This is a genomic window from Streptomyces sp. 6N223, from assembly GCF_052246635.1.
In the GTDB taxonomy this organism is placed as follows: Bacteria; Actinomycetota; Actinomycetes; order Streptomycetales; family Streptomycetaceae; genus Streptomyces.
This window is the reverse complement of sequence record NZ_JBQQCA010000009.1, coordinates 89,867-114,721: the sequence shown is the minus strand read 5'-3', so window position 1 is coordinate 114,721 and position 24,855 is coordinate 89,867. Positions and strand designations below refer to the sequence as shown.

The following is a 24,855-nucleotide window of genomic DNA, read 5'->3' as shown; positions in this document are numbered from 1 at the left end:
CACCGGTTGCCGGAAAGTCAGATTGGGCGCGGTACGGCTCCGTCCTGCCAGCGGTAGAGGTCGCGCAGCAGGGAAATCTCGGCGCCGTGATGGATCAGCTCCCTGTTGACGTGCAGGACGATGCCCTCCATGGGAAACCGCTCGGGACCCACCGTGGGCGGATTCTCCAGGTCAGCGTCCGAGAGCTCGCGGACCCCCGTGTTCCATCTCCCATACATCTCATCGAGCTGTTTCAGCGCCTCGTCAGCGGTCCCCGCGTAGGCGAACGTCTGGTAGTCGACGTCCTGGCCGCCGAAGTGCCATCCGACCCGATAGCCCAGGCAGGAGACGATGATGTGCGCCAGCCGCCAGGCAATCGTGGTCACCGGCGCCGGCACCGGGGCTGGGGACGCGTAGTCCATCGTCCATTCCCCCGAACCTGCCGACACCGGTGCGGCCGACGTGCCACGTGGGCGGATGCTCCAGCAGCCGCGCACCGGCTCCCAGAAGTACTCCTCATCGGCAAGACCGTGCAGCCGCGGCCGCAGGTTCTTGTGCCAGTGCCGGTCCAGCTGGTCGGCGAGCCGCTCGCTTCTTGTCATTTCCGCACACTACAGACAGCGGAGACCTGGCTGCGACCCTCGCGGACGCCGTCGCCGGCCGTGGGCCGCGAGAGCGTACCGCACCGGGAGATGACGCTGGGGGCTGATGTGCCCTTCGGGCCGCGCCGCCGCGAGCGGCTGTTTGACATGAACAACCGGGCTGGCCGGGTTGGGTTCAATGACCCAAATGGCGAGCGCCGGCCTGGGCGGGTGCCTTCCAGCTCGGCCAACAACGGACTCGGATCGCTGGTATGGAACATGCGATGCCGACGCCCTGGCGGCGTCGGGCGGTCTCGCCGTCGGGGACGATGAGCTCCTCGCTGAAGAACGGCGCCGGGTTGAGGCAGGCGAACGCCTCGCTGCGCGCGACCCACTGCGGCGGGTGACGCGGGTTGCCGGCGTGGTCGGCCATGAGGACGAGCGACTCGGCGTCGTCCTCGTCATGGCGTCCGGCACCCGCCCCGGCGAGCGCCCGCGCCCCCACGGCAGCGGCCGGCCGTCCGACGAGGCGTATCCCGGGACTCCCCAGGAGGCCCCGGCCCTGTGCGGTGAGGGCGCGTCACACGGCCGAGTCGGCGTCGCTGCGCCCCCTGGCGCGTTCGGCGGCGAGCCGGGAGGGGCGCAGGCGGTGGACGACGGCCACGAGCACGAGCGTCAGCGCCAGGAGCCCGGCCCAGACGACCCACGGATCGGGCCAGGTGCCGGGCGACGCGCCGTCCGGGGTGCGCCCGCCGTCCGCGCCGGTGGCGATGACGGCCGCCAGTCCGGCGATGGTGGCCACGGCCGCGAGCCGGCCGGCCAGACGTGCCGTCAGCGGCAGCGGGCGCGACGCCCGGCCCGCTCCGCGCAGCCGCAGGCGTTCGCCGGGGCGGGCGGGCGCCAGCAGACGGACGAGGAGCAGGGCGGCGAGCGGCATCTGCAGGGCCCACACCAGGGTGCGGAACCTGCCGTCGTACCAGACGTTGGTGCCGTACAGCAGGGTGTGCCAGACGCTGAGGACGTAGACCACGATGATGAAGCGGTGCAGGGCCCGCCACATCCGGGAGCCGGTGGTCTGGCGCAGGTAGAAGGCCAGGCCGAGGGGGAGGGAGAGGTAGAACGCCAGCAGGCCGAGCAGGATGGCGATCCGGCCGGTACCGGAGTCGTACCAGCCGGGGACGAAGGCGTCGGCGAACGAGGTGGCCAGACGGCCGCCCCAGGAGGACGAGCCGCGGTGGTTGTCGCGGACGAACTCGGCGAAGAGCGTGAAGGCGTGCATGAAGACCAGCCCGATGGTGGTCAGGCTGGTGGTGCGGTGCAACTTCTCCAGCCGCCGCGCCGTCAGCCGGCCCCAGCCGGGACGGGCACCGCTTCTGAGCAGGCCGAACACGATGGTGATGTACGCCCACAGCAGCCCCGACCAGCCGAACGCCTGGCACAGCCAGTACATCCAGTACTCGGAGGCGTCGGCGAGCATCGGCATCACCCGCGTCGTTGCGGAGGTGCCGTTCTCCACCCTGACGTACAGCCACACGAAGATGGCCCCGGTGACCGCCAGCCCCATGCTGGCATCGGGCACCGCCGCACGCAGGTCCACGCGCAGCCCCGGCCAGTCGAACCGTCCTTGGCTTTCCCGTCTCCCCGCGGGCGGCGTGGCTGATTCGACGGATTCGGCTGATTCGATGGATTCGATGGATTCTGTCATCGCAGGACACCACACCTTCCGTGGGACGCGGCACCCAGCCCCCTGCCCGACCAATAGACGGTATCCCACTTCGTATCCGCTGAGAACGGCGGCCAGTTCGCCGCACCGAAAAGGAAAGCTTCCGCAACGCCGTCACCTTCTCGATTCGTGGCGTAAATCGGCTGGTTTGACCCAGGGAGTGCCGTCCGGGCGGAGGTCCCGCACCGCGCGCCGGTGCGAGGCGAATGGATCTGGGAAGATTTCTCCGAGTCAGTTCCCGGGATCGGGCCGGGCGACGGCCGCCGGGCAGGAGGAGCCCGGGACCGAAGGGACGATGAGGCCGTGACAGCCGCGGGAGCACCGGTGCGCACCGTGCGCGCCTGCGTGTTCGCGGCGCTGTGCGTGCTGGTCACCGCTCTGGGGCACGCGCCGATATCCGGCATGCCCGTGCCACGGCCCACCCTGGCCGCGGCTCTCGCCCTGACCGCGGCCGGGGCGTGGCTCCTGGCCGGCCGCGAGCGGAGCCCGGTCGCCGTCGTCGGCGCGGCCGTGGCCGTTCAGGGGCTGCTCCACACCGTCTTCGCGCTGTCCCAGCAGGCCGGCGATACGCCGCCGGCCACGGCTCCCTCTCCCGTCCCCGTCCAGGTCGCCGTCCAGGTCCACGGGCACGCGGTGCCGCACCACGCGATCGTGGCGGAGATGCCGCAGCACGCGTCCGGCCCCCACGGGGGCGGCTGGGCCATGGTCGCGGCCCACGCGGTGGCGGCGCTGCTCAGCGCGGTGTGGCTGGGAGGCGGCGAGCGCGCCGTCTTCCGGCTGCTGCGGGCAGCCGCCCGGCGCGTGCTGGCGCCGGTCCTGCGCGTGCCGCGGGCGGGCGCGTCCCTCACCCCGGTCACGCCGACCTGGCGCGCCACGGAATCCCGCCGCGCGCCGCGCCGTCTGCTGCTCGTCCGGGCCGTTCCTTCGCGAGGGCCACCGGTGACGCCGGCTGTCGCCTGACAGCACGGCGCCACCGGATCCCGGCCACGTGACCGGGATCGTCATCCCCACGCGAAGGACCTTCTGCTGTGGATTTCACCCTGCCACGCCATGCTTCCCGTTTACGACCCGACCGGCCCGACCGGCCCGACCGGCCCGACCGGCCCGACCGGCCCGACCGGAACGACGCCGTGGTGACCGGCTGGGCGCTGGCCGCCCGCACGGGCGACCAGCGCGCGCTGCACCGCTTCGTCAGCGCCACCCACCCCGACGTCCGCCGGTACGTCACCCACCTGACCAGCGACCCGCAGGCCGCGGACGACCTGGCCCAGGAGACCTTCCTGCGCGCACTGCGCAGCCTGCCCCGGTTCCAGGGCCGGTCCTCCGCCCGCACCTGGCTGTTCGCGATCGCCCGCCGCGTGGTCGCCGACCGCGTCCGGCACGACAGGTCACGGCCGTCCCTCGTCCTCACCGAGGCGTGGCAGGCCATGGCGGAGGCAGCGCAGCCCCGGGACCTGCCGGGTTTCGAGGAGGGCGTGGCGCTCGCCGAGCTGCTGGCGGCGCTGCCCGCGGAGCGGCGGCAGGCGTTCTGGCTGACCCAGTTCCTCGGCCTGCCCTACGTCCAGGCCGCGGCCGTCGCGGGCTGCCCGGTCGGGACCGTACGCTCCCGGGTGAACCGGGCCCGGCGGACACTGCTCGCCCAACTCCACAACGGCACGAACGCAGGCAGAGCCCATGAGTAACGCACACGAAAAACCCCCTGCTATTAGTCGGCCGGCGGAACAGGGGAGTTCCCGGGTAATGCGACTTCGTGGGACCCCTTGCCACCGGAATCGTCCTGAACTACGGTTCCGGGCGGCAAAGAAGCCGCTTCACCCTCGCCACCGGAAGCCGAAACGGAACGGAACCGAGGTGCCCGCGAATGCACTGGTTTGAGGACGAGGCTTTATGGTCGGACTTCTCCGGCGTGATGTTTTCGGCCCGGAGAGCCGAGGAGGCGGCCCGCCTGGTCGCCGAGGCCCCCTTGCTGGACTTTCCCGAGAACGCCCGGGTGCTGGACCTGTGCTGTGGTCCGGGGCTGTTCGTGGTGCCGCTGGCGCGCCGCGGATACCGCGTCACCGGCGTTGACCTGAGCCCGCTGATGCTGAAGCGCGCCGAGGCCGCCTGCGCCGAGGCCGGGGTCAGGGCGCGCCTGGCGGCGGCCGACATGCTGGCGTTCACCGAACCCGAGTCCTTCGACGTCGTGCTCAATGTCTACACGTCGTTCGGCTACTTCGAGGACCCCCGGGACAACGCGCGCGTGCTGCGCAACGCCCACGCCTCGCTCGTCCCCGGCGGGCGGCTGCTCGTCGACCTCATGGGCAAGGAGGTGCTGGCGGGCTGGATCGGCCGCCCCCAGGTCGTCGAGCTCGGCGACGGCGCCTACGTCGTGCAGCGCGACACCATCCTCGACGGCTGGCGACGGCTGCGCACCGACTGGACGCTGGTGCGCGACGGAAGGGCGAGCGAGGCGTCGATCACCAGCTGGCTCTACAGCGGGGCCGAGCTGGCCGCCATGGTCGAGGAGGCGGGCTTCACCGACGTCGCCTGCCACGGCGGCTTCGACGCCAGGCCCTACGATCAGCACGCGGGACGTCTCGTCGTCACCGCCACCAAGGGGTGACCACCCCCGTGACCACCCCCGTGACCACGCCCACCGCCACCGTCCACGAGCACATCACCGACGCCGTCAAGGCCCCCGACCTCGTCCGGCTCGCGCCGGGCACCGTCCTGGCCCGCTTCGAGACCCTGAAGGTCTACGCCGCGCTCGGCGCCGTCCGCACCCTGCTGCGGCGCGGCACCGTCACCCCCGGGCAGACCCTGATCGACAGCTCCAGCGGCATCTACGCCCTCGCCCTCGCCATGGCCTGCCACCGCTACGGCCTGCGCTGCCACATCGTCGCCTCCACCACCGTGGACGCCACCCTCCGCGTGCAGCTCGAGATCCTGGGCGCCACCGTGGACCAGATGCCGCCCTCGCGGGACCTGCGCCTGGACCAGGAACGCCGCGTGCGCCGCGTACGCCAACTCCTCGCGCACCGGCCCGGGATGCACTGGATGCGCCAGTACCACGACGCCGTCCACTACGCCGGGTACCGCGAGTTCGCCGACCTCGTCGCCGCCGCGCTGCCGGGCCGCGAGCTGACCGTGGTCGGCGCCGTCGGCACCGGCGCCTCCACCGGCGGCCTGGTCGTGCCGTTGCGCCGCCGCGGGCGCCGCGTCCGCCTCGTCGGGCTCCAGCCGTTCGGCAGCGTCACCTTCGGCAGCGAGCACTTCACCGACCCGGAGGCGATCATCGCCGGCATCGGCAGCGCGATCCCCTTCGGCAACGTGCGCCACGACCTCTACGACACCCTGCACTGGCTGGACTTCCGGCACGCCATGGCCGGCGCGGTCGGACTGCTGCGCGACCACGCCGTCTTCGCCGGCCTGTCCACCGGCGCGGCGTACCTCGCCGCCTGCTGGGAGGCGGCGCGCCACCCCGAGCAGACGTACCTGGTCCTCGGCGCCGACACCGGCCACCGCTACGCCGAGGCGGCCTTCGCCCGCCACCGCGAGGCGCCCGAGCCGCGCACCCTCAAGCCGCACCAGATCACCGCGCTGGCCGACCTGGCCCCGCCCTGGTCGGTCATGGAGTGGCGCCGCCGTCCCCACGAGCAGCGCGAGCCGCACGAGGAGACAGCGGACCACAAGGAGACAGAGGGCCACGAGGAGACAGAGGAGACCGTGGCATGACCATCGCCGCCCTGGAGCTGCTGACCTTCGGCCTCGGACGGCTGGTCGAGGCGTCCCGGGACGCCGGGCACCGCCTGTGCCTGCTGACCCGGGACCGCGCCGTCTACCGCCACGAGCTCGGCCGGCTGCCGGACGGCGCGCTGGACGTCGTCGACGTCGACACGCTGGACGCCGACGCCTGCGCCGCCGCGCTGAGCGGCGTAACGGACCTGGCCGGGCTGATCAACTCCACCGACACCTTCAGCGTCCCCGGCGCCGACCTCGCCGCCAAGCTCGGCCTCCCCGGGCCCGACCCGGCCGCCGTGCGCCTGATCCGCGACAAGGCCCACGTCCGCAACCTCCTCCACGCCCGCGGCCTGAGCCGCCTCGCCGCCCGGCTCGTCGATCCCGGCGACCCGGCGGCGGCCGACGCGGTCCTGGGGGCGGTGGGGCTGCCCGCCGTGCTGAAGGACACCGCCGGCACCTCCTCGCGCGGCGTGTGGCTGGTGCGCGACGAGGAGGCGCTGCGCGCCGCGCTGCGGGCGGCCTCCCGTACGCCGCTGAGGGGGAGGCTGCTGGCCGAGCCGTTCGCGGCGGGGCCCGTCTACTCCGCCGAGACCCTGAGCTGGGACGGGCGCACCCGCCTGCTCGGCGTGCTCAGCCGCCAGATGTCGCCCGAGCCCGCCGTGCGGGAGGAGGCCGCGGCCTTCCCCGTCGCCCTGCCGCGGCAGGAGCTGGCGCGGATCGAGGAGTGGGCCGGCGCGCTGCTGGCGGCCGTGGGCCACGACGCCGGCTTCGCCCACGTGGAGTTCGTCCACACCGCCGACGGGCCGGAGCTGGTGGAGATCAACCGCCGCATCGGCGGCGCGCTGGTGGGCGAGGCGCTGTGCCGGCGCCTGGCCACCAACGTCTACGCCGCCCTCGTCGACGCGACGCTCGGCCACCGCCCCGCGCTGCTCGACGCCTCCCTCGACGCCGGGCCCGCCACCGGCTTCGTCCTCGTCCACCCCTCCCGGACCGGCACCCTCACCGGCTGGCGCGGGCTCGACACCCTCCACGTCTTCCCCGGCGGCCCCGAGTGGTACCCGACCGCCGAGCCCGGCGACCCCGTCGAGCACCTTCACGACCAGCGCGGCTGCACGGGCATCGTCCTCGCCGAGGCCGCCACCGCCGAACTCGCCCTGCACCGCGCCCTCGCCGCCGCCGGAAGCATCCGCCCCACCGTGGAGGGGTAGCGCGCCAGGGGCACGCCGACCCGGCCCTCCTGCCTACGGCTCGTCCCGCCGCTGTTCCCCTTCCCCTTCCCCTTCCTCTTCCTCCTCATCGCGGCGTTCCAGGCGCTCCACGTCGGCCGCGGCCTTCTCGGCCCGGCGCTGCGCGGCGTCGGCGGCCCGTTCCGTCTCCCGCGACGCGTTCCGGGCCTCACGCTCCTCGCGCTTCGCCTCCTCCAGCTGCCGGGCCAGTTCGGCGACCCGCTGCTGCGCCCGCCGCAGGCGGTCGCGGGCCCGGACGTGCTGGTCGGCGTGCTTGCGCCGCCCGGCGTCGGCGTCCTCCGCCGTCCGGCGGGCCCGCTCCAGCTCCCGCTCGCGCTCCCGCCGCTGCCGGCGCCGGCGGGCCTGGTCCAGGTCCGCCACCGCCGCGCCCCCGCCCCCGCCCCGGCCTCCGCCTCCGGCGCGGTCGCGGCCCGCGGCCAGGCCGCTGAGGTCGGACGAGGGCTTGAGCGGCTGGGGCAGGCGGCCGGCGGCCCATTCCCGTGCGGCGTTCTCGTCGGCGAGCACGGCCAGCAGCGTCTGCTCGACCTCGCGCCGCGCCTCGTCGCCGATGGGGTGCCCGGCCTCGGCGGCCAGCCGGGCGGCCTGACCGGCCAGGGCGCCCACCAGCCGGGCCTGCTGGCCCAGCAGCCGGCGCAGCTGGGCGCCGTCCAGCTCGCGCTGGGCCTGCCTCAGGCCCCGGCCCAGGTCGAGCAGCCGCTCCGCCTCCCCGGTCCGGGCGAGCAGGTTGCCCGCCCACGCCGCCAGCGTCGGCCGCCGCAGCGCGGCGATGCGGGCGGCCAGGCGCCGGTCCCCCTCCCCTCGCGCCGCCCGGACGTGCTGGTCACGGGCGGCGGTGAACTCCTCCGGCCGCAGCCCGTACAGCTCCTCGGCGACCGACTCCAGGTCCACGGCACCACCACCGCCCCTCGCCGCCTCGCCGCCCACGTCGACCGACACCACGATCCTCGGCCTGCCGGCGCGGTCCGGCCCGCGGTGGTGACCCGCCCGGGTGAACCCCCCGGAGCGCTCTACAGCTCGCTGATGCGGATGTCGCGGAAGGAGACCGTGTCGCCCTGGCCGTGGTTCTGCAGGCCGATGTGCCCGTCGGCCAGGCTGCGGGCGGGGTCGGTGTTGGTGAAGTCGTTGACCAGGGTGCCGTTGAGGAAGACGCGCAGGCGCTCGCCCTCGACACGGATCTCGAAGGTGTTCCACGCGCCGGGCGGGTTGAGCGCGGCGTCGCGGGCGGCCAGGTCGGGCGCCTGGAATCCGTAGACGGAGCCGGTGGTGCGGTCGTCGGCGTCGGTGGCGTCGATCTGGATCTCGTAGCCGTTGTCCACCGCCGACCAGGGGTCGTCCGAGGCGGGGAAGCCCACGAACACGCCGGAGTTGTCGTCGCCCTTCAGCCGCCAGTCCAGCTTGAGCGAGTAGGACTCGAAGGAGTCGGCCTCGTACCACAGCAGGCCCATGCCGCCCCGGGAGGTGAGGGTGCCGTCGTCGCGGAGCTTGAACGAGCCGGGCCCGGCCTGCGACCAGCCGTCGGTGGAGGTCCCGCCGAACAGCGGCGTGTAGCCGGTCTCGGCCCGGCAGTCGGCCTGGGTCGTGCCGGCGGCGTAGCGGATGCCGCCGAGGAGGTGGCGCAGGAAGTCGGGTTCGGCGTAGGACTCGGCGGTGTGGCCGCCGCCGGTGTAGAAGGCGCGGCCGCCGTCGTAGGGGTGGCACCAGGCGATGGGGTGGTCGCCGTTCATGGTGCCGCCGCTGTAGCTGGACTCGTCCAGCGAGGCCAGGACGTGGGTGTCGGGGCGGGGGTTGGTGCGGTAGTTGTACCACTCGTCGGTGCGGGTCCAGGCCGGGTCCAGGTGGGCGGTGGCGTCGTGGGCGTGGTCCTCGACGTCGATGGTGGCCTGCTGGATGGCGGGGTGGGAGTCGAAGTAGGCGCCGACGAGGCGGCCGTACCAGGGCCAGTCGTACTCGGTGTCGGAGGCGGCGTGGATCCCGGCGTAGCCGCCGCCGGCGGCGATGTGGTCCTCGAACGCCGCCTGCTGGGGGTCGTTCAGGACGTCGCCGGTGGTGGAGAGGAAGACGACGGCCTCGTAGGGGACGAGGTTGTCGGTGGTGAAGGCGGCGGCGTCCTCGGTGGCGGTGACGGTGAAGCCGTTGCCGGCGCCGAGCCGGGTGAGGGCGGCGACGCCCTCGTCGATGGAGTCGTGCCGGAAGCCGGCCGTCTTCGAGAACACCAGCACGTCGAAGGCGGCGCCCTGAGAGGCGTCCCGAGAGGCGTCCCGAGGGTCCGCCGAGGTGTCGGCACTCGGCAGCGCGGCGGCACCTATCAGGCCGCAGGCGGCCAGGACCGCGAGGGTTCCGTGGCGGCGATTCCCGGGATGGCGCATGGCAGCGTCACTCTCCTCGAAGGGGCAGTCGTGCCAGTGCGTGAAGCTAGCCAACTTTCCCCGACGACGGAACGGTCTTCGCGCGATCGCTGACGGCCTGTCAACGGCGGCGAGTGAAAGTCGTGGCGGGCGTCGGCGTGAACGCCAGGGCCCCGACCCGCCCCTACCCGTGGCCCGGAGTCACACACTCCGGACCGGGAAGACAGCGCCCAGCCCGTGCGGCCCCGGACCTTCCTGCTCGCCCTGCTCGGCGACCACGTGCTCGGCCGGGGACTGGCGGTGTCGACGGGCAGCGTCGTCGCGGAACCGGGGACCGGCTGGGTGTCGGCGGGCATGCGACGCGCGCACCGCCCCGGCCCGGATGACGCGCCGCGACCTGCTGCGGTCGGTGCGGCGGGGCCGCCAGGCGTTTCTCGCGCTGACGCCGCTCGGTGCCGCGGTGCTGGACGACGGCCGGCCCAGGCCGGAGGCCGGTGCGGTCGGCCGGGACCTGGGGCGGCCGCTGGACCCGGCTGTCGTTCTGGGTGCCGGAGACACGGCGTGCGGACCGCCACGCGCTGCGGACCCGGCTGGGATGAAGGCGACCGGCTTCGGCTTCGCCGTGGGGGTTCTGCTGGGCGCCTTCGTGGTGCGGCTGACCCTGGTGCCCGCGGTCACGGCGATCGCCGGGGTGCCGATCCGGTGCCACCCTGGGCGGTTCGGCCGCTTCGCCCCGATCCCGCCATCGAGGGGCGCCGCCTGGAGGCGGCCCGCAACCGGCAAGACCGCCCGGACGGGGCCTAACCGGCCGCGTCCGTCAGTCCCAGGCGCAGGTGCTCCACGTGGTACAGCGCCTGGTCGAGGAGCTCGGCGACGTGGTTGTCGTACAGCGAGTAGACCACCGAGCGGCCCTTGCGTTCGCCGACGACGAGGCCGAGGTTGCGCAGCAGCCGGAGCTGGTGGGAGCAGGCCGACTGCTCCATGCCGACCTCGGCGGCCAGCTCGGTGGCGGGCAGCGGGCCCTCGCGCAGCCGGGCCAGGATCAGCAGCCGGGAGGGCGTGGCCAGGGCCTGCAGCGTGGCGGCGACCTTCGCCGCGTCGCCCGGGTCGAGGCGGGTGCGCGGAACCGTCCGGCCGGCGGGGGTGACGGTTCCATGGCCCATGCGGCGAGCATACCGGACGCATGATCTAATGAAGGATTGTTCATCTATTCCTGTAGGTGGCCGAGTCACCCACCGACCCCTCGGAGGAACGTCCCCATGCCCTCGCCGTCCGCACCCCCCGCGACGCTCGCCCCACCCGGCCCCGCCGCGCCGCCGGGCGCCCGCGAGGCCGCGCCCCGCCACCACCGCACCCGGATGGCCGACGTGCCCGAGGCGCGCTGGGCCGCCGCCGCGCTGCTGCTGTTCCTCGCCGCCCTGCCGCTGCACCTGCTCGGCGCCAGCCCCTGGCTGTGGGGCCCTCTCTACGCCCTGACCTACGCCACCGGCGGCTGGGACCCCGGCTGGGCGGGATGCAAGGCGCTGAAGGACAAGACCCTGGACGTCGACCTGCTGATGGTCGTCGCCGCCCTCGGCGCGGCCGGGATCGGGCAGGTGCTCGACGGCGCCCTGCTGATCGTCATCTTCGCCACCTCCGGCGCGCTGGAGGCCATCGCCACCGCCCGCACCGCCGACTCCGTACGCGGCCTGCTGGCACTCGCCCCCGCCACCGCCTCCCGCCTCGCCGAGGACGGCACCGAGGAGACGGTGCCCACCGCCGAGCTGCGGGTGGGCGAGGTCATCCGCATCCGGCCCGGCGAGCGCGTCGGCGCCGACGGTCGGGTGCTGACCGGTGCGAGCGAGGTCGACCAGGCCACCATCACCGGCGAGCCACTGCCGGTGGACAAGGAGCCCGGCGACGAGGTCTTCGCCGGCACGCTCAACGGCACGGGCACCCTCACCGTGCGCGTCGAGCGCGACCCCGAGGACTCCGTCATCGCCCGCATCGTCGCCATGGTCCGGGAGGCCTCGGAGACCAAGGCCCCCACCCAGCTGTTCATCGAGAAGGTCGAGCAGCGCTACTCGATCGGCATGGTCGCGGCCACCCTCGCGCTCTTCCTGGTGCCGCTGGCCCTCGGCGGCGAGCTGCAAGAGACGCTGCTGCGCGCCATGACCTTCATGATCGTCGCCTCGCCCTGCGCCGTGGTGCTGGCCACCATGCCGCCGCTGCTGTCCGCCATCGCCAACGCCGGGCGGCACGGCGTGCTGGTGAAGTCCGCCGTGGTCATGGAACGCCTGGGACAGGTCGACGCGGTCGCGCTCGACAAGACCGGCACCCTCACCGAGGGCGAGCCCCGCGTCACCGACCTCCGGCCGCTGCCCGGCACCGGACTGGACGAGGACGCCCTGCTGCGGCTCGCGGCCGCCGCCGAGCACGCCAGCGAGCACCCCCTGGGCCGCGCCGTGACCCGCGCCGCCGGCGGCCGCGGCCTCGAACCGCTCCCGGCCGCCGCGGACTTCGCCTCCACCCCCGGCGTCGGCGTGACCGCCACGGTCGACGGCGAACGCATCGCCGTCGGCAACCCGGCCCGGCTGCTCGCCGGCACCTCCCCGGGCTCCCCGGCCCAGCGGGCCGCCGCCGCGCTCCAGGAGGAGGGGCGCACCGCCGTCCTCGTCACCCGCGACGGCGAACCCGCCGGCGTCCTCGGCGTCGCCGACGCCTCCCGGCCCGACGCCGCCGCCACCGTCACCGCCCTGACCGGCCTGACCGGCACCCGGCCCGTCCTGATCACCGGCGACAACGCCCGCTCGGCCGCCCGGCTCGCCACCGAGGTCGGCATCGACGACGTCCGCGCCGGGCTGCTGCCCGAGGAGAAGGTCCAGGCGGTGACCCGGCTGCGCGAGGAAGGCCGGCACGTGATGGTCGTCGGGGACGGCGTCAACGACGCCCCCGCGCTGGCCGCCGCCCACACCGGCGTCGCCATGGGGCTGGCCGGCTCCGACCTCGCCCTGGAGACCGCCGACGCCGTCGTCGTCCGCGACGAACTCGCCACCATCCCCGCCGTCATCGCGCTCTCGCGCCGCGCCCGCCGCCTGGTGACGCAGAACCTCGTCATCGCCGGCGTCTTCATCGCCGTCCTCGTCACCTGGGACCTCGCCGGGCACCTGCCCCTGCCCCTCGGCGTCGCCGGGCACGAGGGCTCCACCGTCATCGTCGGCCTCAACGGCCTGCGCCTGCTGCGCGAGGCCGCCTGGCGCCCCCGCCGGTAGCCGCCTCCCACCCCCGCCCCGCCCGCGGGCGCGCGCCCGCGGGCGAGGCGCCGTATCCGGAATTCCCGTAAGGGGAATGAGAACGCCCCGGCCAGGAAGCCATACTGGGGAGACGCGTATCGAAGGAAACGGGCCGATGACGGGGGCGAGAGACGACCGATGGCGCAGGGGACGCTGATCCACGGCCGCTACCAGCTGCTCGACCTGATCGGGCGCGGCGGCATGGGCGAGGTCTGGCGTGCCCGCGACGAGGCGCTCGGCCGCAGCGTGGCCGTCAAGTGCCTCAAGCCGCTGGGCTCGCGGCACGAGGAGTCGTTCCTGCGGGTGCTGCGCGAGCGCTTCCGCCGCGAGGCCCGCGTCGCCGCCGGGCTCCAGCACCGCGGCGTCACCGTCGTCCACGACTTCGGCGAACACGAGGGCGTTCACTACCTGGTGATGGAGCTGCTGGAGGGCCGCAACCTCAGCGAGCTGCTCAGCGACCGCCGCTCCGTACCTCTGACCGTGCCCGAGATCGCCGACATCGCCGACCAGGTCGCCGCCGCCCTCGCATACACCCACGAGCGCGGCATCGTCCACCGCGACCTGAAACCGGCCAACATCATGCGCCTGACCGACGGCACGGTGAAGATCTGCGACTTCGGCATCGCCCGGCTCGCCCACGACATCGGGCTCAGCACCAAGCTGACGTCCGTCGGCATGGCCATGGGCACCCCGCACTACATGTCGCCCGAGCAGATCGCCGGCACCGCCGTGGACCACCGCAGCGACCTGTACTCCTTCGGCTGCGTGCTCTACGAGATCGCCACCGGGGCGCCGCCGTTCGACCTCCAGGACCCCTACGCCATCCTCGTCGGGCACCGCGACACCCCGCCCGAGCCGCCCCGCGCCCGGCGGCCCGAGATCCCCGAGGCGCTGGAGCGGCTCATCCTCGCGCTGCTCGCCAAGGACCCCGACGACCGCCCCGACGACGCCGCCACCCTCGCCCGCGGCCTGGTCGCCTCCGGCACCGGCGCGGCCCCCGGCACGGGAGGGGCCGCGGCCCCCGCGCCCGCCCAGCCGGACGGCGGCCGGGTCCCCCCGCCCCGGACGCCCGAACGGCTCCCGGAGTGGACCCGCGGCATGCGGGCAGGCTCCCGCGCCAGCGGCTCCTGGTCCCTGCGGCTGCCGCCCCCCGACCGCTCGGCGGGCCTGACCGGCCGGTGGACCGGCATGGTCGCCACCGCCGTGGCGCAGCTCCCGGCCGAGCGGCGCGGCCCCGCCCCGGAGTACCTCGCCGTGCTCGCCAGCCGCCACAGCGCCGGACGCAGCCTCGGCCGCCTCGGCCGCTGGACGGAGGCGTACGAGGTCCACCGCGCCGTCGCCGCCGAGCGCGAGCGGGCGCTGGGCGCCGGCCACCCCGACACCCTCGACAGCCACTACGAGACGGCGTACGCCCTCGGGCGGCTCGGCCGCTGGGACGAGGCCCTCTCCGCGTACCAGCGGGTCGCCGAGGCCCGCGCCGGCGTGCTGGGTCCCGACCACCCCGCCACCCTCGACGCCCGGTACGAGATCGGCATCAGCCTCGGGCGCCTCGGCCGCCGGGCCGAGGCCCTCGAGCTCTACCGCGAGCTGGTCGCCGCCCGCACCCGCGGCCAGGGCCGCAACCACCCGGAGACGCTGCGCGCCCGCCACGGCCTGGGCATCAGCCTCGGCCGCCTGGGCCACTGGGACCAGGCGCTGGCCGAGGCCCGCCACGTGTGGACCGCCCGCGCCCGGATCCTGGGGCCCGACCACCCCGACACCCTCGTCAGCCGCCGCGAGATCGCGGTGGCCCTCGGCTGGCTCGGCCGCTGGGACCAGGCCCTGGCCGAGTACCGGCAGGTGCGCCAGGCCCGCGAGCGCGTGCTGGGCGCCGGTCACCCGGACTCGCTGGTCAGCCGCAACGACGAGGCCCACTGCCTGGAGCGGCTCGGCCGCGCGGGGGAGGCCGTCGAGCTCTACCGTCAGGTCGCCGCCCCGCGCGACGGCGAGGGGGCCTGAGCCCCGGCCTCGGCCGCGCGCGCCCCACGTACCATGGCGGCATGTCCTTTCTCCGCCGCCGCAGCGCCGCTTCGCCCGCTGGGCCGGACTTCGACGTCCTGGCCATGGACCCGGGGGACTGGCCGGGAGTTCTCGGCGCAGGGCTGCTGCCCGCCCCCGACGGCAGCTGCCAGGGTGTGGTCCTCAGATACGACCTGTTCGGCGGCCGTGGCCCCGCGATGGTCATCGGCAACCTCCCCGAGGGCTCTCCCGCCCGCGAGGTCGCCGAGGGCGACGTGCCCTTCGAGGTGCACCAGCTGCTCGCCGCCCTCGACAACGACGAGGAGGTCCGGGCCACCGGCAGCGAGGAGATCCCCGTCATGCACGACGGCAACCTGCTGATCGTGCGCAGGATCACCTGCACCGAAGGCCGCGTCTCCTGCGTGCAGTTCGACCGCAGCGACGGCGTGCTGGTCACCATCGCCAGCTGGGACCGCCCCATCAGCGAGGAGCTGTACCAGCTCCTCAAGCCGCTGCCCGCGGAGATGTTCCAGCGCTGACCGCGCAACGCCCGTCCCCGGCCGCCGCGCGGCGCGCGCCTCACCGCGTGCCCACGGCGGCCCTCACCGCCCGCCGCGCCAGCGCGCAGTCCTCCTGCAGCCGGCGCAGCAGCAGCCGCTTCTCCTCGCCGTACGCCAGCGCCCCCGCCGGGGCGTTCGCGCTGGGCGGCAGCACCCCGGGCGAGCGCATCGCGCTGCGCACCGCCGCCTCGCAGACGCGGATCTCCCGCGTCAGCACCAGCATCAGGTTCACCAGGAACGCGTCCCGCCCGGCCGGGCCCTCGGCCTGCGCGGCCTGGCTGATCTGACGCCGGCTCAGCGGCGCGTCTCCCAGGACCGTCCACAGCGTCGCCAGGTCGTACCCCGGCAGGTACCAGCCGGCCGCCTCCCAGCCGATGACCACCGGCCCCACGGGCGAGATCATCACACTGGTCAGCGGCGAGCCGCCGTGGCAGAACTGCCGCGGCAGCTCCTGCCGGCCCCGGCCGCACAGCCCGTGCAGCAGGGCGCGCAGATCGCTCACGTCCCGGTCGGTCAGCAGCCCCAGCGCGTGGTAGCGCGACAGCTGCGCCCGATAGCTCGGCGCCTGCGGAAACATGCCCGGCGGCGGCCGCCAGTCGTTCACCCGCCGCACCGCGGACAGCACCGCCCGCACGTCCGCGGCGGACGGCGGCGCCGCCGGATGCCGCCGCGCGCCCGCCGCGCGGCCCGGCACGAAGTCCACCACCAGCGTGCAGCTGTGCGCGTCGGCCGCGATCAGGCCCGGCACCCGGACCAGCGGCCGGTGGCGCACGAACCCGCGGTACGCCGCTATCTCGCGCCGCAGCCGCTCGGCCCGCGGCGACGACGGATCCAGCACGCACGTCGCCACGGCCGCGCGCCGGCCGGTCGTCCCGAACAACACCACGCGGTCGCTGGCGTCCCGCAGCATCTGCGCGGGGCTGAACTCCGGGCAGATCTCTCGCACGGCCGACAGGGCCGCGCGCAGCCGGGCTCCCCGCGCACCCGAGAAGTCGAGGCGCGCGCCCCCGGGCGGAGGTGGCCCGAAGCGGCGAGCACGGCGCGCGAGGTGGTCCACGGACGAGCCCGGCGCGCCGCCGGGCTGGCCGCCCGGCCGCGGGCGGGCCCGGGTGGCCACGGGGGAGGGTGCAGGGTACATAGGCAGGCATGGTCCCTTCGTGTGCCGGGCGAGTTGGCGGCAGAGGAAGACGCCGTACGGTTCACGCCGCCCCGGGCCGGGCGGCCGCCGCACCCTGGGGAAGTGCGGGCGGTCACCCGGGCCGGGGTCGCGCGTGTCTACATCACTCCCTCGCGCGGGTGGCACACCATCTGGCGAGCCCTGGCGAACCCTGGCGAATGAGCGTGACGCCGTTGCGCGGCGGCTACTGTCAACTCAGCCGAGATCCTGGGGGCTTGACGTGACCGGACGACCCAACACCCGTCTCGCGGACATGTTCCGGCTCGCCGGATGGTCCAAGGGCGAACTCGCCAGGCTGGTGAACCGGCAGGCGGCCGCCCACGGCCATCCTCAGCTGGCCACGGACACCTCGCGAGTGCGGCGCTGGATCGACGGCGGAGAGACTCCGCGCGATCCCGTGCCCGAGGTGCTGGCGTCCCTGTTCACCGAGCGACTCGGCCGTGTCGTGACCATCGAGGACCTGGGGTTGCGCCGGCCAGGGGATGCGGGGACGCGTCGGTCCGTCGACGGACTGCCGTGGGCTCCCCACCGGACAGCCGCGATCCTCACCGAATTCACGGGAATGGATCTCATGCTCAACCGACGCGGCATGGTCGGTGCGGGAGCCGCCCTCGTGGCGGGCTCCGCGCTCAGCGACGCCATGCACGACTGGATCCGGGCCACGCCGGCACCGGACACCGCAACACCCCCCGACGACCCAACCTTCGCCGCCGACGCCGCCGGACTCGACCGTTACGAGGCGGCGCCCGTCGGCACCGAGGAGATCGAGGCGCTGGAGCGATCCGTCGAGATCTTCCGCGCCTGGGACGCCACCCGAGGCGGCGGCCTCCAGCGCAAGGCCGTGGTGGGCCAGCTCAACGAGGTGGGAGGCATGCTCGCCTACCGGCATACCGCACCCGTGCAACGCCGGCTGTGGGGCGTTGCCGCCAACCTGGCCGCCCTGGCCGGCTGGATGTCCCACGACGTGGGGATGGAGTCCACCGCCCAGCAGTACTTCCTGATAGCCGCGCACGCCGCGCGCGAGGGCGGCGACCGGCCGCGGGCGGGGGAGGCCCTGTCCCGCGCCGCCCGCCAGATGGTGCACCTCGGGCGGCCGGAGGAGGCGCTGGACCTGATGCGCCTCGCGCACGACGGCGTGGGGGAGGAAGAGCTGCCCCGCACGCGCGCCATGCTGTGCACCATCGAGGCGTGGGCGCACGCCTCCATGGGCCGCGGCCAGTCGATGCGGCGCACCCTGGGGCGGGCCGAGGACCTGTTCGTCTCCGACCGCGACGACGTCCCGCAGCCGAGCTGGATGCAGATGTTCGACGAGGCCGACCTGCACGGCATGGAGGCGCTGGCCTACCGCACCCTCGCCGAGCACGACCCGTCGGCCGCGCGCCTGGCCGAGCAGCACGCCAAGCAGGCCCTGGGCCTGCGCTGTCAGGGCCGGGACCGGTCGCAGATCTTCGACCACATCACGCTCGCCTCGGCCTGCTTCATCGCCGACGACCCCGAACAGGCCGACGTCCACGCCCGGCAGGCGCTGGGCAGCATCGGCACCAACTCCTCCCACCGGACCTGGCACCGGCTGCACGAGATGTACGGGCTGACCGGCGCGTACGCCGACTGCCCCCGGATCGGGGCGCTGCGGGAGGAGATCGAGGAGGCCCTGTCCAGGGCCCCCGGCGGGTCGGACACCTCGGCGGCGGCCCAGCCCGTGTGAGCCCCGCCCGGCGGGCTCACCGGGGCGGGCGGGCACGGCGGGCGCCGGGCGCGCTTGGTCCGGCCCGGCCGGTGCGATGGCACGGGCGCGAGGCGCCGCGGGCGTGCCGGCAGCCTGCCGACGGGGCCGCGCACACCGCGCGAGCGCCCGGGCGGCACCGCCCCGCGCGAGGGCGGGCAGCACCTGCCGGACCAGGCGCGCCGCGCGGCGGGCACGAGTGCTCGGCGAGCGGGCTTCCCGCAGCCGCCGGGCGGGAGCGCGGGGACGGGCTCCGCCGGGGCGCGGCGTCACGGCGTGATGCGTGCCACCAGCACGCAGGCGTCGTCGTCCCGTCCCGTCTCGCCGCAGGCCGACACGATCAGCTCCAGGCACTCCTCGGCGCTGGCGGCGGCACACAGCCGCTCGCCCAGGCCGGTCAGCCGCTCCTCGCCGGTCGGCGACGGCGGCCCGCCGTCGCCGGGCCGAGGGATGGCCGGAAACAGCCCATGCGTGTACAGCACCAGCACGTCGCCCGGCTCCAGCGGCTCGGCGCGCTGGGCGTACTCCGGGTCCGTCATCGCGCCCAGCAGCGGGCCGGACGGCCTCGGCAGCAGGCGGCCGGCGCCCCGGCGGCACAGCAGCGGCGCGGGGTGCCCGGCCTGCGCCCAGGACAGCACGCCGCCGTCGCCGCCCGGCTCGTACCGGCAGCAGACGGCGCCGGCCAGCACCGGGTGCATCCCGTTGTCGAGCAGGCGGTTGAGGTGCTCCAGCAGCCCGCCGGGCGCGGTCCCCGTCAGTGCGATCCCCCGGATCGCCCCCAGCGTCGTCGCCGCGCTCGCCGCCGCGGCGGCCCCCTGGCCCGACAGGTCCCCGACGCTCAGCAGCCGCCCGCCGCCGGGCAGGCGCAGCACGTCGTACCACTTGCCGCTCATCGGCGTGCCGGCCCGCGCCGGCAGGTACCGCGCGGCCAGCTCCAGCGAGCCGCGCGCCGCGGCCGCCCCCTGCGGCTCGGGGGAGCCGAGCCACGGCGCGAGCGCCGCGTCGGCCAGCTCGATCGCGATGCCCCGCTCCGCCCGCGCCACGCGCCGCAGCCGCCGCAGCTCCTCGCCCTCGCCCTCCCCGACGCCTGTGCCCGCGCGGGCTCCGGCACCGGCTCCGGCGCCCGCGCCGGGGTCGCCGGCCGCCATCCCGGCCTCGCTGCGGCGCATCTCGCTCACGTCGCGGACCATCGCCCACATCGCCACCGTGCCGCCCCGCTCGTCGAGCACCGGCTCGCCCGACAGCTGCACGGTGCGCAGCGAGCCGTCCGGCCGGATCACGCGGAACTCGCACTCCATCGGGCGGCCGTCCACCAGACAGGCCGTGACGGCGGCGGTCAGCGCGGGCTGGTCCGCGGCGGGCACGCGGGAGGGCAGCTCGTCGAGGGTGAGCGGCCCGTCCGCGGCGTCCCTGCCGAAGATCGAGAACACCTCCTCGGACCAGGTCACGCCGTCGGTCAGCAGGTTCCACTCCGCGCTGCCGATGTGCGCCCCCAGCCGCGCCCGGCCGTCGGGAGCCGCCGCCGAGCGCAGCTGGTCGAGGCGTTCGCCGAAGTCGTCGAGCTGGTCCACGGCGAGGTCCCACACCGCGCGCCGCACGCGCTGCCGCGCGCCCTGGGCCCGCTCCGCGCGCCGGACGGCCTCGACGCCGTCCCGCAGCAGCCGGGTCTGCGCGATGAGCGCGTCGAGCGCGTCGAGCGCGTCGAGCGCGTCCTCACCGCCGACGGGGGCGGCGTCCGCGGGTGGGGGAGCGGAGGGTTCCGGCTGCTGGGAGAAAGAGGAGAGCATGGCTGGTCCCCGGGATGGCGCGGTCGGGCCGGTGGTGCACCCGCCGGCGTTCGCCGGAGGTGGCTGACTTCAGACTGTGGCACACCCGTCGTCGCACCGTAAGGGTTTCGGCCGCCGCAGCAACGCACCGTATACCAGAGCGTTACAGGCCCGGTGCCGGGACCAGGGGGGCGGGGGTGGAGCACGGTGCGGAACGGGTGTAGAACGGCTGTCCACAGGCAAGGAGCCGCCCAGACAGAAATCCCGTTGCCACCGGATCCCCTTCAACCGGATGCTGACCAATATGTTCGCCAGTCCGATCGAATCAGGCATAGCGCCCAGCGGCACCCTCCTGGGGCTGCTCCAGCGTGGCCGCGGCGACGGGTGGCTGCACGCGCTGGCAGCCCCCCGCCCCGCGGCCGTCGCGGCGCTGGAGCACTGCGTTCTGCACGACCCCCGCCGGGACTGGCGGCTCGAACACCGCTCGCTGTACTACGCCCGGCTCTACCGGGAGCTGAACGCCGGCCTCGACGCCATCGCCGACCATCTCTTCCACCCCGACGACCTCCGCACCGACGGCGACGACGGCGCTGACGGCAGCGACGGCACCGCCCGGACCGCCCGCGAGGCCGCGCCCCGGGCGTACGACGAGGAACGCACCGGGCTCGCGCTCTCCGTCCTCGGCCACCTCGCCTCCTACGGCGACCGCCACGCCCTGGACCTGCTGCGCCGCTACGCCGTCACCGGCGCCAACTGGCGCTGGGCCCTCGACGAACTCGCGGTGCGCGACGACGACGCCGGGCTGCGCGCCCTGGGCCCGCGCGTCCTCGTCCGCTTCCCGGCCACCGAGAGGGGCGAGCGCGCCCTGACCGCCGCCGTCCGCGACTCCTTCGAGCCGCGCCCCTGGCGGATCTGGGCGGAGGATCCGGCCCGCCCCGAGCAGCGCGCCCGGCTCGGCCGCGCGCTCACCGACGGCGACTTCGACCGCTGGCAGCGGCAGATGCGCCCGCCGGGACCGCAGCCGGGCTGGAGCGTCGAGGCCGTGCTGGCCTGGGCCCAGGAGGGCTACGAGCAGATCCCCCGGCAGTGGCGCGAGGCGTCCGCCGCGCGCTGCCTGGGCGCCGTGGTCGGCCCCGGCGACCGCGCCACGCTGCTGGCCGCCGCCGCCGACGGCCCGCCCGCCGGCCGCGCGGCCGCGCTGCGCCACCTCGCCGAGCGCGGCGACCCCGACGTGTTCGCGCTGCTGGAGGCCGCCGCCGCGGCGCGGGACGCGGACGTCTCGCGCGCCGCGGTCACGGCGTTCTCCCGCATGAGCGACCGCGGCGCCCTGGTGCAGGCCCGCCGCTGGGCCGCCCGGCCCGACGAGCTCGGCTCCTGCGCCGCCGCCATGCTGGCCCGCCGCGGCGAGGCGCGCGACGCCCCCGGCGTGCTGGCCGCGCTGCGCCGCGCCGTGCGCACCCACGGCACCGACGCCCGGGAGCTGCGGCCCCTGGTGGAGGGCGCGGGCCGGCTGGACGTGACCGCCGCCGTGCCGGTGATGCGGCACATCTACCGCGAGACCGCCTCCTCCCAGCTGCGCGGCCACGCCGCCCGGGCGCTGGCCGCCACCGACCCCTCCTTCGCCTCCGGCTTCGCCGTCGAGTGCCTGTGGGACTGCGAGGAGGACACCCGCGAGCTCGCCGCCCGCTTCGCCACCACCGTCGACGTGCGCGTCGTCGAACGGCTGCGCCGGCTGGCCACCGACCCGGCCGAGCAGGCCGGAGTGCAGACGGCGGTACGCGGCCGCCTCGCCGACCGCGCCGTGGGCTGAGCCGGGTACCGGGCGCGGCCGGGGCCCGGGGCCCCGAGCCCGGTGACGCGTCCATGCCTCTACGCTCAGGGGATGTTTTCCGAACGGCCACGCGGATGTGGTCATGGCAACGCACACATCGGTGAGAACGTTCCTATGCGCGTTTGCATCGTCACCGAGTCCTATCCCCCCGACATCAACGGGGTGGCGCACTGCGCCCTGCAGACCGCCCGCCACCTGGCGAGGCGGGGCCACCACCCGCTGGTGATCGCGCCGACTCCGCCCCCCGGTGTCCGATCCCCCCACGACGGACCCGCTCCCGTCGTCCACGTCCCCTCCCTGCCGCTCCCCGGCTACCCGCAGGTCCGCGTCGCCCTGCCCAGCCGCAAGCTCGCCGGCGCCATGGCCGCCCACCGGCCCGACGTCGTCCACCTCGCCAGCCCCTTCGTGCTCGGCGCGCGCGGCGCCGCGCTGGCCGTGCGCTTCGGCGTCCCCGCCGTCGCCGTCTACCAGACCGACCTCGCCGGCTACGCCCGCACCTACCTCGGCGCCGGCGAGCTCGCCGCCTGGCGCCGCATACGCGCCGTGCACACCGCGGCCGACCTCACGCTGGCGCCCTCCACCGCCTCGATCCGCGAGCTCGAGGAGCGCGGCGTTCCCCGCGTGCGGCTGTGGCAGCGCGGCGTGGACACCGAACGCTTCCGCCCCGACCTGCGCGACGAGGAACTGCGCCGCGAACTCGCCCCCGGCGGCGAGCTGCTGGTGGGCTACGTGGGCCGGCTCGCCCCCGAGAAGCGGGTCGAGCTGCTGGCGGAGGCCGACCGCATGCCCGGCGTACGCCTCGTGGTGGTCGGCGACGGCCCCAGCCAGCCGCAGCTCACCGGGGCGCTGCCGAACGCCCGCTTCCTCGGCCGCCGCACCGGCGATGACCTGGCGCGCATTTACGCCTCGCTGGACGTCTTCGTCCACACCGGGCCGCTGGAGACCTTCTGCCAGACCGTGCAGGAGGCCCAGGCCAGCGGGATAGCGGTCGTCGCCCCCGCCGTCGGCGGCCCTCTCGACCTGATCGACCACGGCCGCACCGGCCTGCTCGTCCAGCCCGGCGACGCCGCCGCCGTGCGCGAGGCCGTCAGCGAGCTGCGCGACGACGCCGCGCTGCGCGGGCACCTGGCCCTCGCCGGGCGGGAGGCGGTCGCCGACCGCACCTGGGAGGCCATCGGCGACCAGCTCCTCGACCACTACGCCGAGGTGTTGCGCACCCGGGCGGTGGCCGTCTCATGAGCGGTCTGAGGATCGTCCGGCTCGCCAACTTCGTCGCCCCCGCCTCCGGCGGCCTGCGCACCGCGCTGCGCGAGCTCGGCGCGGGCTACCAGGCGGCCGGCCACGAGCCGGTGCTGATCATCCCCGGCCGGGCCTACAGCGACGACACCACCACGCAGGGCCGCGTCATCACCCTGCCCGGCCGCACCGTCCCCGGCACCGGCGGCTACCGCGTCATCACCGACCGGCAGCGGCTGGCCCGGCTGCTGGCCTCGCTCGCCCCCGACCGCCTGGAGATCTCGGACCGGACCACGCTGCGCTGGACGGGGGAGTGGGCGCGCCGCCGCCGCGTCCCCGCGGTCATGGTCTCCCACGAGAGCGTCGACGGCGTGATGGCGACCTGGCACCTGCCCGAGTCGCTGTGCCGCCGCAGCGCCGACTGGCTCAACCGCCGCACCGCGCACGCCTACACCCGCGTGGTGTGCACCACCGACTGGGCCGCCCGGGAGTTCCGCCGCGTCGGTGCCACCAACATCGTGCGCGCCCCGCTCGGCGTCGACCTGGTGCGCTGCCGCCCGGAGCTGCACGACGAGCGACTGCACAAGGAGCTGGCGGGCGACGCCCGGGTGCTGCTGGCGCTGTGCTCGCGGCTCTCCCCGGAGAAGCGGCCGGGCATCGCGCTGGACGCCCTGGCCGAGCTGCTGCGGCGCGGCGTCGACGCGGCCCTCGTCGTCGCCGGGGACGGCCCGCTGCGCGCGCGCATGGTCGAGCGGGCGCGGGCCAAGCGGCTGCCGGTCACCTTCTCGGGCCACATCGGCGACCCGGCCGACCTCGCGGTGCTCCAGGCCACCGCCGACGTGGTGATGGCGCCCGGACCGGCCGAGACCTTCGGCCTGGCCGCGATGGAGGCGCTGGCCTGCGGCACCCCGGTGGTGGCCAGTGACCGCTCGGCGGTGCCCGCGCTGCTGGGCCCGGCCGGCACGGTGGCCGCCGGCGACGGCCGCTCCTTCGCCGACGGCGTCCAGCGCCTGCTCGCCCGCCCCGAGGACGAACGCCGCGCCCGCGCCCGGGCACGCGCCGAACGCTTCCCCTGGAGCACGGCCGTCGCCGCCTTCCTCGCCGCCCTCGACGCCCCGCCGGTGGCGACGCCGGACTCCCGCCCCCACGCCACGGCCCGGGCGGAGGGCGGCCTGGCATGAGCACCTCCCCGCGTCCCGGGCCCTCCGCCCTGGACGACCCCGCCGTCGCGCGCCCGTGCCCCGGACCGGGGCGTGTCGACGCGGCGCCCCCGCACGAGGCGCCGGACGCCGCGACCGGCCCGCGTTTCACGCCCGCGCGGCAGCGACCCGGCCACGCCGGGGCGGTCCCGCCGGGCCAGCAGGCGGTCGCCCGCCCGCACACGTCGTCGCCGTCACCGCCGGAGCCTCGCCCCGGACACGCGACGGCCGGGACGCGGGAGATGCTGGGCGCCGGTGACGCGGTGGGTGCGCAGGGCGACTCGCCGGCGTACGCCTCCGGGGCGGCGAGCCGTCACGCGCGGCGTGCCGCCCCGCCGGCGGGCGGCTCCGCTGCCGCGCACCTCCCCGGACAGGAGCCGTCGGCGGCGGATCACCCGGCCCCTCCACGGGCCGCCGCGGCCCCGCCACCACGCGCCGAGCCGAGCCACGGCCCGGCGCGGACGGCACCGCCTCGCCCACGAGCCGCCCCACCCCCGC

General features: G+C 75.7%; 21 protein-coding genes. 13 read left to right on the top strand and 8 right to left on the bottom strand.

Annotated features, from left to right (window positions below):
• Window positions 1–17: 17 nt before the first annotated feature.
• The 3 genes from ACTWQH_RS08820 to ACTWQH_RS08810 all read right to left on the bottom strand — a co-directional run bounded on the left by ACTWQH_RS08820 (window position 18) and on the right by ACTWQH_RS08810 (window position 2,265).
• Window positions 18–581, bottom strand: a complete 564-nt coding sequence (locus tag ACTWQH_RS08820; RefSeq protein ID WP_443285821.1) for a DinB family protein — start codon at window positions 579–581, stop codon at window positions 18–20.
• 175 nt (window positions 582–756) lie between these two features.
• Window positions 757–1,065, bottom strand: a complete 309-nt coding sequence (locus ACTWQH_RS08815) for a DUF6807 family protein (protein ID WP_443285820.1) — start codon at window positions 1,063–1,065, stop codon at window positions 757–759.
• Between the two features lie 75 nt (window positions 1,066–1,140).
• On the bottom strand, window positions 1,141–2,265 hold the full coding sequence (locus ACTWQH_RS08810) for a ferric reductase-like transmembrane domain-containing protein (protein WP_443285819.1): 1,125 nt from the start codon (window positions 2,263–2,265) through the stop codon (window positions 1,141–1,143).
• Between the two features lie 321 nt (window positions 2,266–2,586).
• On the opposite strand from ACTWQH_RS08810, the gene ACTWQH_RS08805 reads away from it, so the two are divergent.
• The 5 genes from ACTWQH_RS08805 (at window position 2,587) to ACTWQH_RS08785 (ending at window position 7,211) form a co-directional block, all read left to right on the top strand.
• Window positions 2,587–3,243, top strand: a complete 657-nt coding sequence (locus ACTWQH_RS08805; protein WP_443285818.1) for a hypothetical protein — start codon at window positions 2,587–2,589, stop codon at window positions 3,241–3,243.
• A gap of 68 nt (window positions 3,244–3,311) precedes the next feature.
• On the top strand, window positions 3,312–3,965 hold the full coding sequence (locus tag ACTWQH_RS08800) for a sigma-70 family RNA polymerase sigma factor (protein ID WP_443285817.1): 654 nt from the start codon (window positions 3,312–3,314) through the stop codon (window positions 3,963–3,965).
• Window positions 3,966–4,144: 179 nt separating this feature from the next.
• Window positions 4,145–4,885 (top strand): class I SAM-dependent methyltransferase, encoded by a 741-nt coding sequence (locus ACTWQH_RS08795; protein WP_443285816.1) that lies wholly within the window; start codon window positions 4,145–4,147, stop codon window positions 4,883–4,885.
• A gap of 8 nt (window positions 4,886–4,893) precedes the next feature.
• Window positions 4,894–5,997 (top strand): pyridoxal-phosphate dependent enzyme, encoded by a 1,104-nt coding sequence (locus tag ACTWQH_RS08790; protein WP_443285815.1) that lies wholly within the window; start codon window positions 4,894–4,896, stop codon window positions 5,995–5,997.
• Window positions 5,994–7,211 carry an ATP-grasp domain-containing protein gene (locus ACTWQH_RS08785; protein ID WP_443285814.1) on the top strand — a complete coding sequence of 406 codons (1,218 nt, stop codon included), beginning with the start codon at window positions 5,994–5,996 and terminating at the stop codon, window positions 7,209–7,211. Before ACTWQH_RS08790 ends, ACTWQH_RS08785 begins: the two co-directional genes overlap by 4 nt.
• Before the next feature lie 33 nt (window positions 7,212–7,244).
• Here the strand turns inward: ACTWQH_RS08785 and ACTWQH_RS08780 are convergent, their stop codons facing one another.
• Together ACTWQH_RS08780 and ACTWQH_RS08775 are read right to left on the bottom strand one after the other, a co-directional pair.
• Complete coding sequence (locus ACTWQH_RS08780) at window positions 7,245–8,186, bottom strand: hypothetical protein (RefSeq protein ID WP_443285813.1); 942 nt, start codon at window positions 8,184–8,186, stop codon at window positions 7,245–7,247.
• A gap of 71 nt (window positions 8,187–8,257) precedes the next feature.
• Window positions 8,258–9,616: a ThuA domain-containing protein gene (locus ACTWQH_RS08775; RefSeq protein ID WP_443285812.1), complete on the bottom strand. Its 1,359-nt coding sequence runs from the start codon at window positions 9,614–9,616 to the stop codon at window positions 8,258–8,260.
• A 431-nt stretch (window positions 9,617–10,047) separates the two neighbouring features.
• On the opposite strand from ACTWQH_RS08775, the gene ACTWQH_RS08770 reads away from it, so the two are divergent.
• A complete protein-coding gene (locus ACTWQH_RS08770; protein ID WP_443285811.1) occupies window positions 10,048–10,194 on the top strand; it encodes a hypothetical protein in 147 nt (48 codons plus the stop codon).
• 201 nt (window positions 10,195–10,395) lie between these two features.
• On the opposite strand, the gene ACTWQH_RS08765 is transcribed toward ACTWQH_RS08770, so the two are convergent.
• Entirely contained in the window at window positions 10,396–10,758 is a 363-nt protein-coding gene (locus ACTWQH_RS08765; RefSeq protein ID WP_443285810.1) for an ArsR/SmtB family transcription factor, read from the bottom strand.
• A 96-nt stretch (window positions 10,759–10,854) separates the two neighbouring features.
• Here ACTWQH_RS08765 and ACTWQH_RS08760 point away from each other — a divergent pair, with 96 nt between their 5' ends.
• From ACTWQH_RS08760 to ACTWQH_RS08750, 3 genes are all read left to right on the top strand, one after another.
• Entirely contained in the window at window positions 10,855–12,846 is a 1,992-nt protein-coding gene (locus ACTWQH_RS08760; RefSeq protein WP_443285809.1) for a heavy metal translocating P-type ATPase, read from the top strand.
• A gap of 159 nt (window positions 12,847–13,005) precedes the next feature.
• Window positions 13,006–14,865, top strand: coding sequence for a protein kinase domain-containing protein (locus ACTWQH_RS08755; protein WP_443285808.1), 1,860 nt, complete (start codon window positions 13,006–13,008; stop codon window positions 14,863–14,865).
• Window positions 14,866–14,906: 41 nt separating this feature from the next.
• A complete protein-coding gene (locus ACTWQH_RS08750; protein ID WP_443285807.1) occupies window positions 14,907–15,404 on the top strand; it encodes a hypothetical protein in 498 nt (165 codons plus the stop codon).
• A gap of 40 nt (window positions 15,405–15,444) precedes the next feature.
• Here ACTWQH_RS08750 and ACTWQH_RS08745 read toward each other — a convergent pair whose 3' ends face one another.
• Window positions 15,445–16,563, bottom strand: a complete 1,119-nt coding sequence (locus ACTWQH_RS08745; protein ID WP_443285806.1) for an aminoglycoside phosphotransferase family protein — start codon at window positions 16,561–16,563, stop codon at window positions 15,445–15,447.
• A 259-nt stretch (window positions 16,564–16,822) separates the two neighbouring features.
• Between ACTWQH_RS08745 and ACTWQH_RS08740 the strand changes: the two genes are divergently transcribed.
• The gene (locus tag ACTWQH_RS08740; protein WP_443285805.1) at window positions 16,823–18,307 is read left to right on the top strand and encodes a DNA-binding protein NsdB; all 1,485 of its coding nucleotides are present in this window, start codon (window positions 16,823–16,825) and stop codon (window positions 18,305–18,307) included.
• Window positions 18,308–18,594: 287 nt separating this feature from the next.
• Here ACTWQH_RS08740 and ACTWQH_RS08735 read toward each other — a convergent pair whose 3' ends face one another.
• Window positions 18,595–20,112: a SpoIIE family protein phosphatase gene (locus ACTWQH_RS08735; protein WP_443285804.1), complete on the bottom strand. Its 1,518-nt coding sequence runs from the start codon at window positions 20,110–20,112 to the stop codon at window positions 18,595–18,597.
• A gap of 283 nt (window positions 20,113–20,395) precedes the next feature.
• Between ACTWQH_RS08735 and ACTWQH_RS08730 the strand changes: the two genes are divergently transcribed.
• From ACTWQH_RS08730 to ACTWQH_RS08720, 3 genes are all read left to right on the top strand, one after another.
• Entirely contained in the window at window positions 20,396–21,901 is a 1,506-nt protein-coding gene (locus ACTWQH_RS08730) for a HEAT repeat domain-containing protein (protein ID WP_443285803.1), read from the top strand.
• Window positions 21,902–22,036: 135 nt separating this feature from the next.
• Entirely contained in the window at window positions 22,037–23,161 is a 1,125-nt protein-coding gene (locus ACTWQH_RS08725) for a glycosyltransferase family 4 protein (protein ID WP_443285802.1), read from the top strand.
• Complete coding sequence (locus ACTWQH_RS08720) at window positions 23,158–24,339, top strand: glycosyltransferase (protein ID WP_443285801.1); 1,182 nt, start codon at window positions 23,158–23,160, stop codon at window positions 24,337–24,339. The genes ACTWQH_RS08725 and ACTWQH_RS08720 overlap by 4 nt, the downstream gene beginning before the upstream one ends.
• Window positions 24,340–24,855 lie beyond the last annotated feature (516 nt).

Excerpts from the sequence above, each read along its gene's own strand:
- ACTWQH_RS08820 (WP_443285821.1), bottom strand. The coding sequence starts at position 581 with ATGACAAGAAGCGAGCGGCTCGCCGACCAGCTGGACCGGCACTGGCAC.
- ACTWQH_RS08810 (WP_443285819.1), bottom strand. The coding sequence starts at position 2,265 with ATGACAGAATCCATCGAATCCATCGAATCAGCCGAATCCGTCGAATCA.
- ACTWQH_RS08795 (WP_443285816.1), top strand. The coding sequence starts at position 4,145 with ATGCACTGGTTTGAGGACGAGGCTTTATGGTCGGACTTCTCCGGCGTG.
- ACTWQH_RS08785 (WP_443285814.1), top strand. The coding sequence starts at position 5,994 with ATGACCATCGCCGCCCTGGAGCTGCTGACCTTCGGCCTCGGACGGCTG.
- ACTWQH_RS08775 (WP_443285812.1), bottom strand. The coding sequence starts at position 9,616 with ATGCGCCATCCCGGGAATCGCCGCCACGGAACCCTCGCGGTCCTGGCC.
- ACTWQH_RS08765 (WP_443285810.1), bottom strand. The coding sequence starts at position 10,758 with ATGGGCCATGGAACCGTCACCCCCGCCGGCCGGACGGTTCCGCGCACC.
- ACTWQH_RS08760 (WP_443285809.1), top strand. The coding sequence starts at position 10,855 with ATGCCCTCGCCGTCCGCACCCCCCGCGACGCTCGCCCCACCCGGCCCC.
- ACTWQH_RS08755 (WP_443285808.1), top strand. The coding sequence starts at position 13,006 with ATGGCGCAGGGGACGCTGATCCACGGCCGCTACCAGCTGCTCGACCTG.
- ACTWQH_RS08750 (WP_443285807.1), top strand. The coding sequence starts at position 14,907 with ATGTCCTTTCTCCGCCGCCGCAGCGCCGCTTCGCCCGCTGGGCCGGAC.
- ACTWQH_RS08745 (WP_443285806.1), bottom strand. The coding sequence starts at position 16,563 with ATGTACCCTGCACCCTCCCCCGTGGCCACCCGGGCCCGCCCGCGGCCG.
- ACTWQH_RS08735 (WP_443285804.1), bottom strand. The coding sequence starts at position 20,112 with ATGCTCTCCTCTTTCTCCCAGCAGCCGGAACCCTCCGCTCCCCCACCC.
- ACTWQH_RS08730 (WP_443285803.1), top strand. The coding sequence starts at position 20,396 with ATGTTCGCCAGTCCGATCGAATCAGGCATAGCGCCCAGCGGCACCCTC.
- ACTWQH_RS08725 (WP_443285802.1), top strand. The coding sequence starts at position 22,037 with ATGCGCGTTTGCATCGTCACCGAGTCCTATCCCCCCGACATCAACGGG.
- ACTWQH_RS08720 (WP_443285801.1), top strand. The coding sequence starts at position 23,158 with ATGAGCGGTCTGAGGATCGTCCGGCTCGCCAACTTCGTCGCCCCCGCC.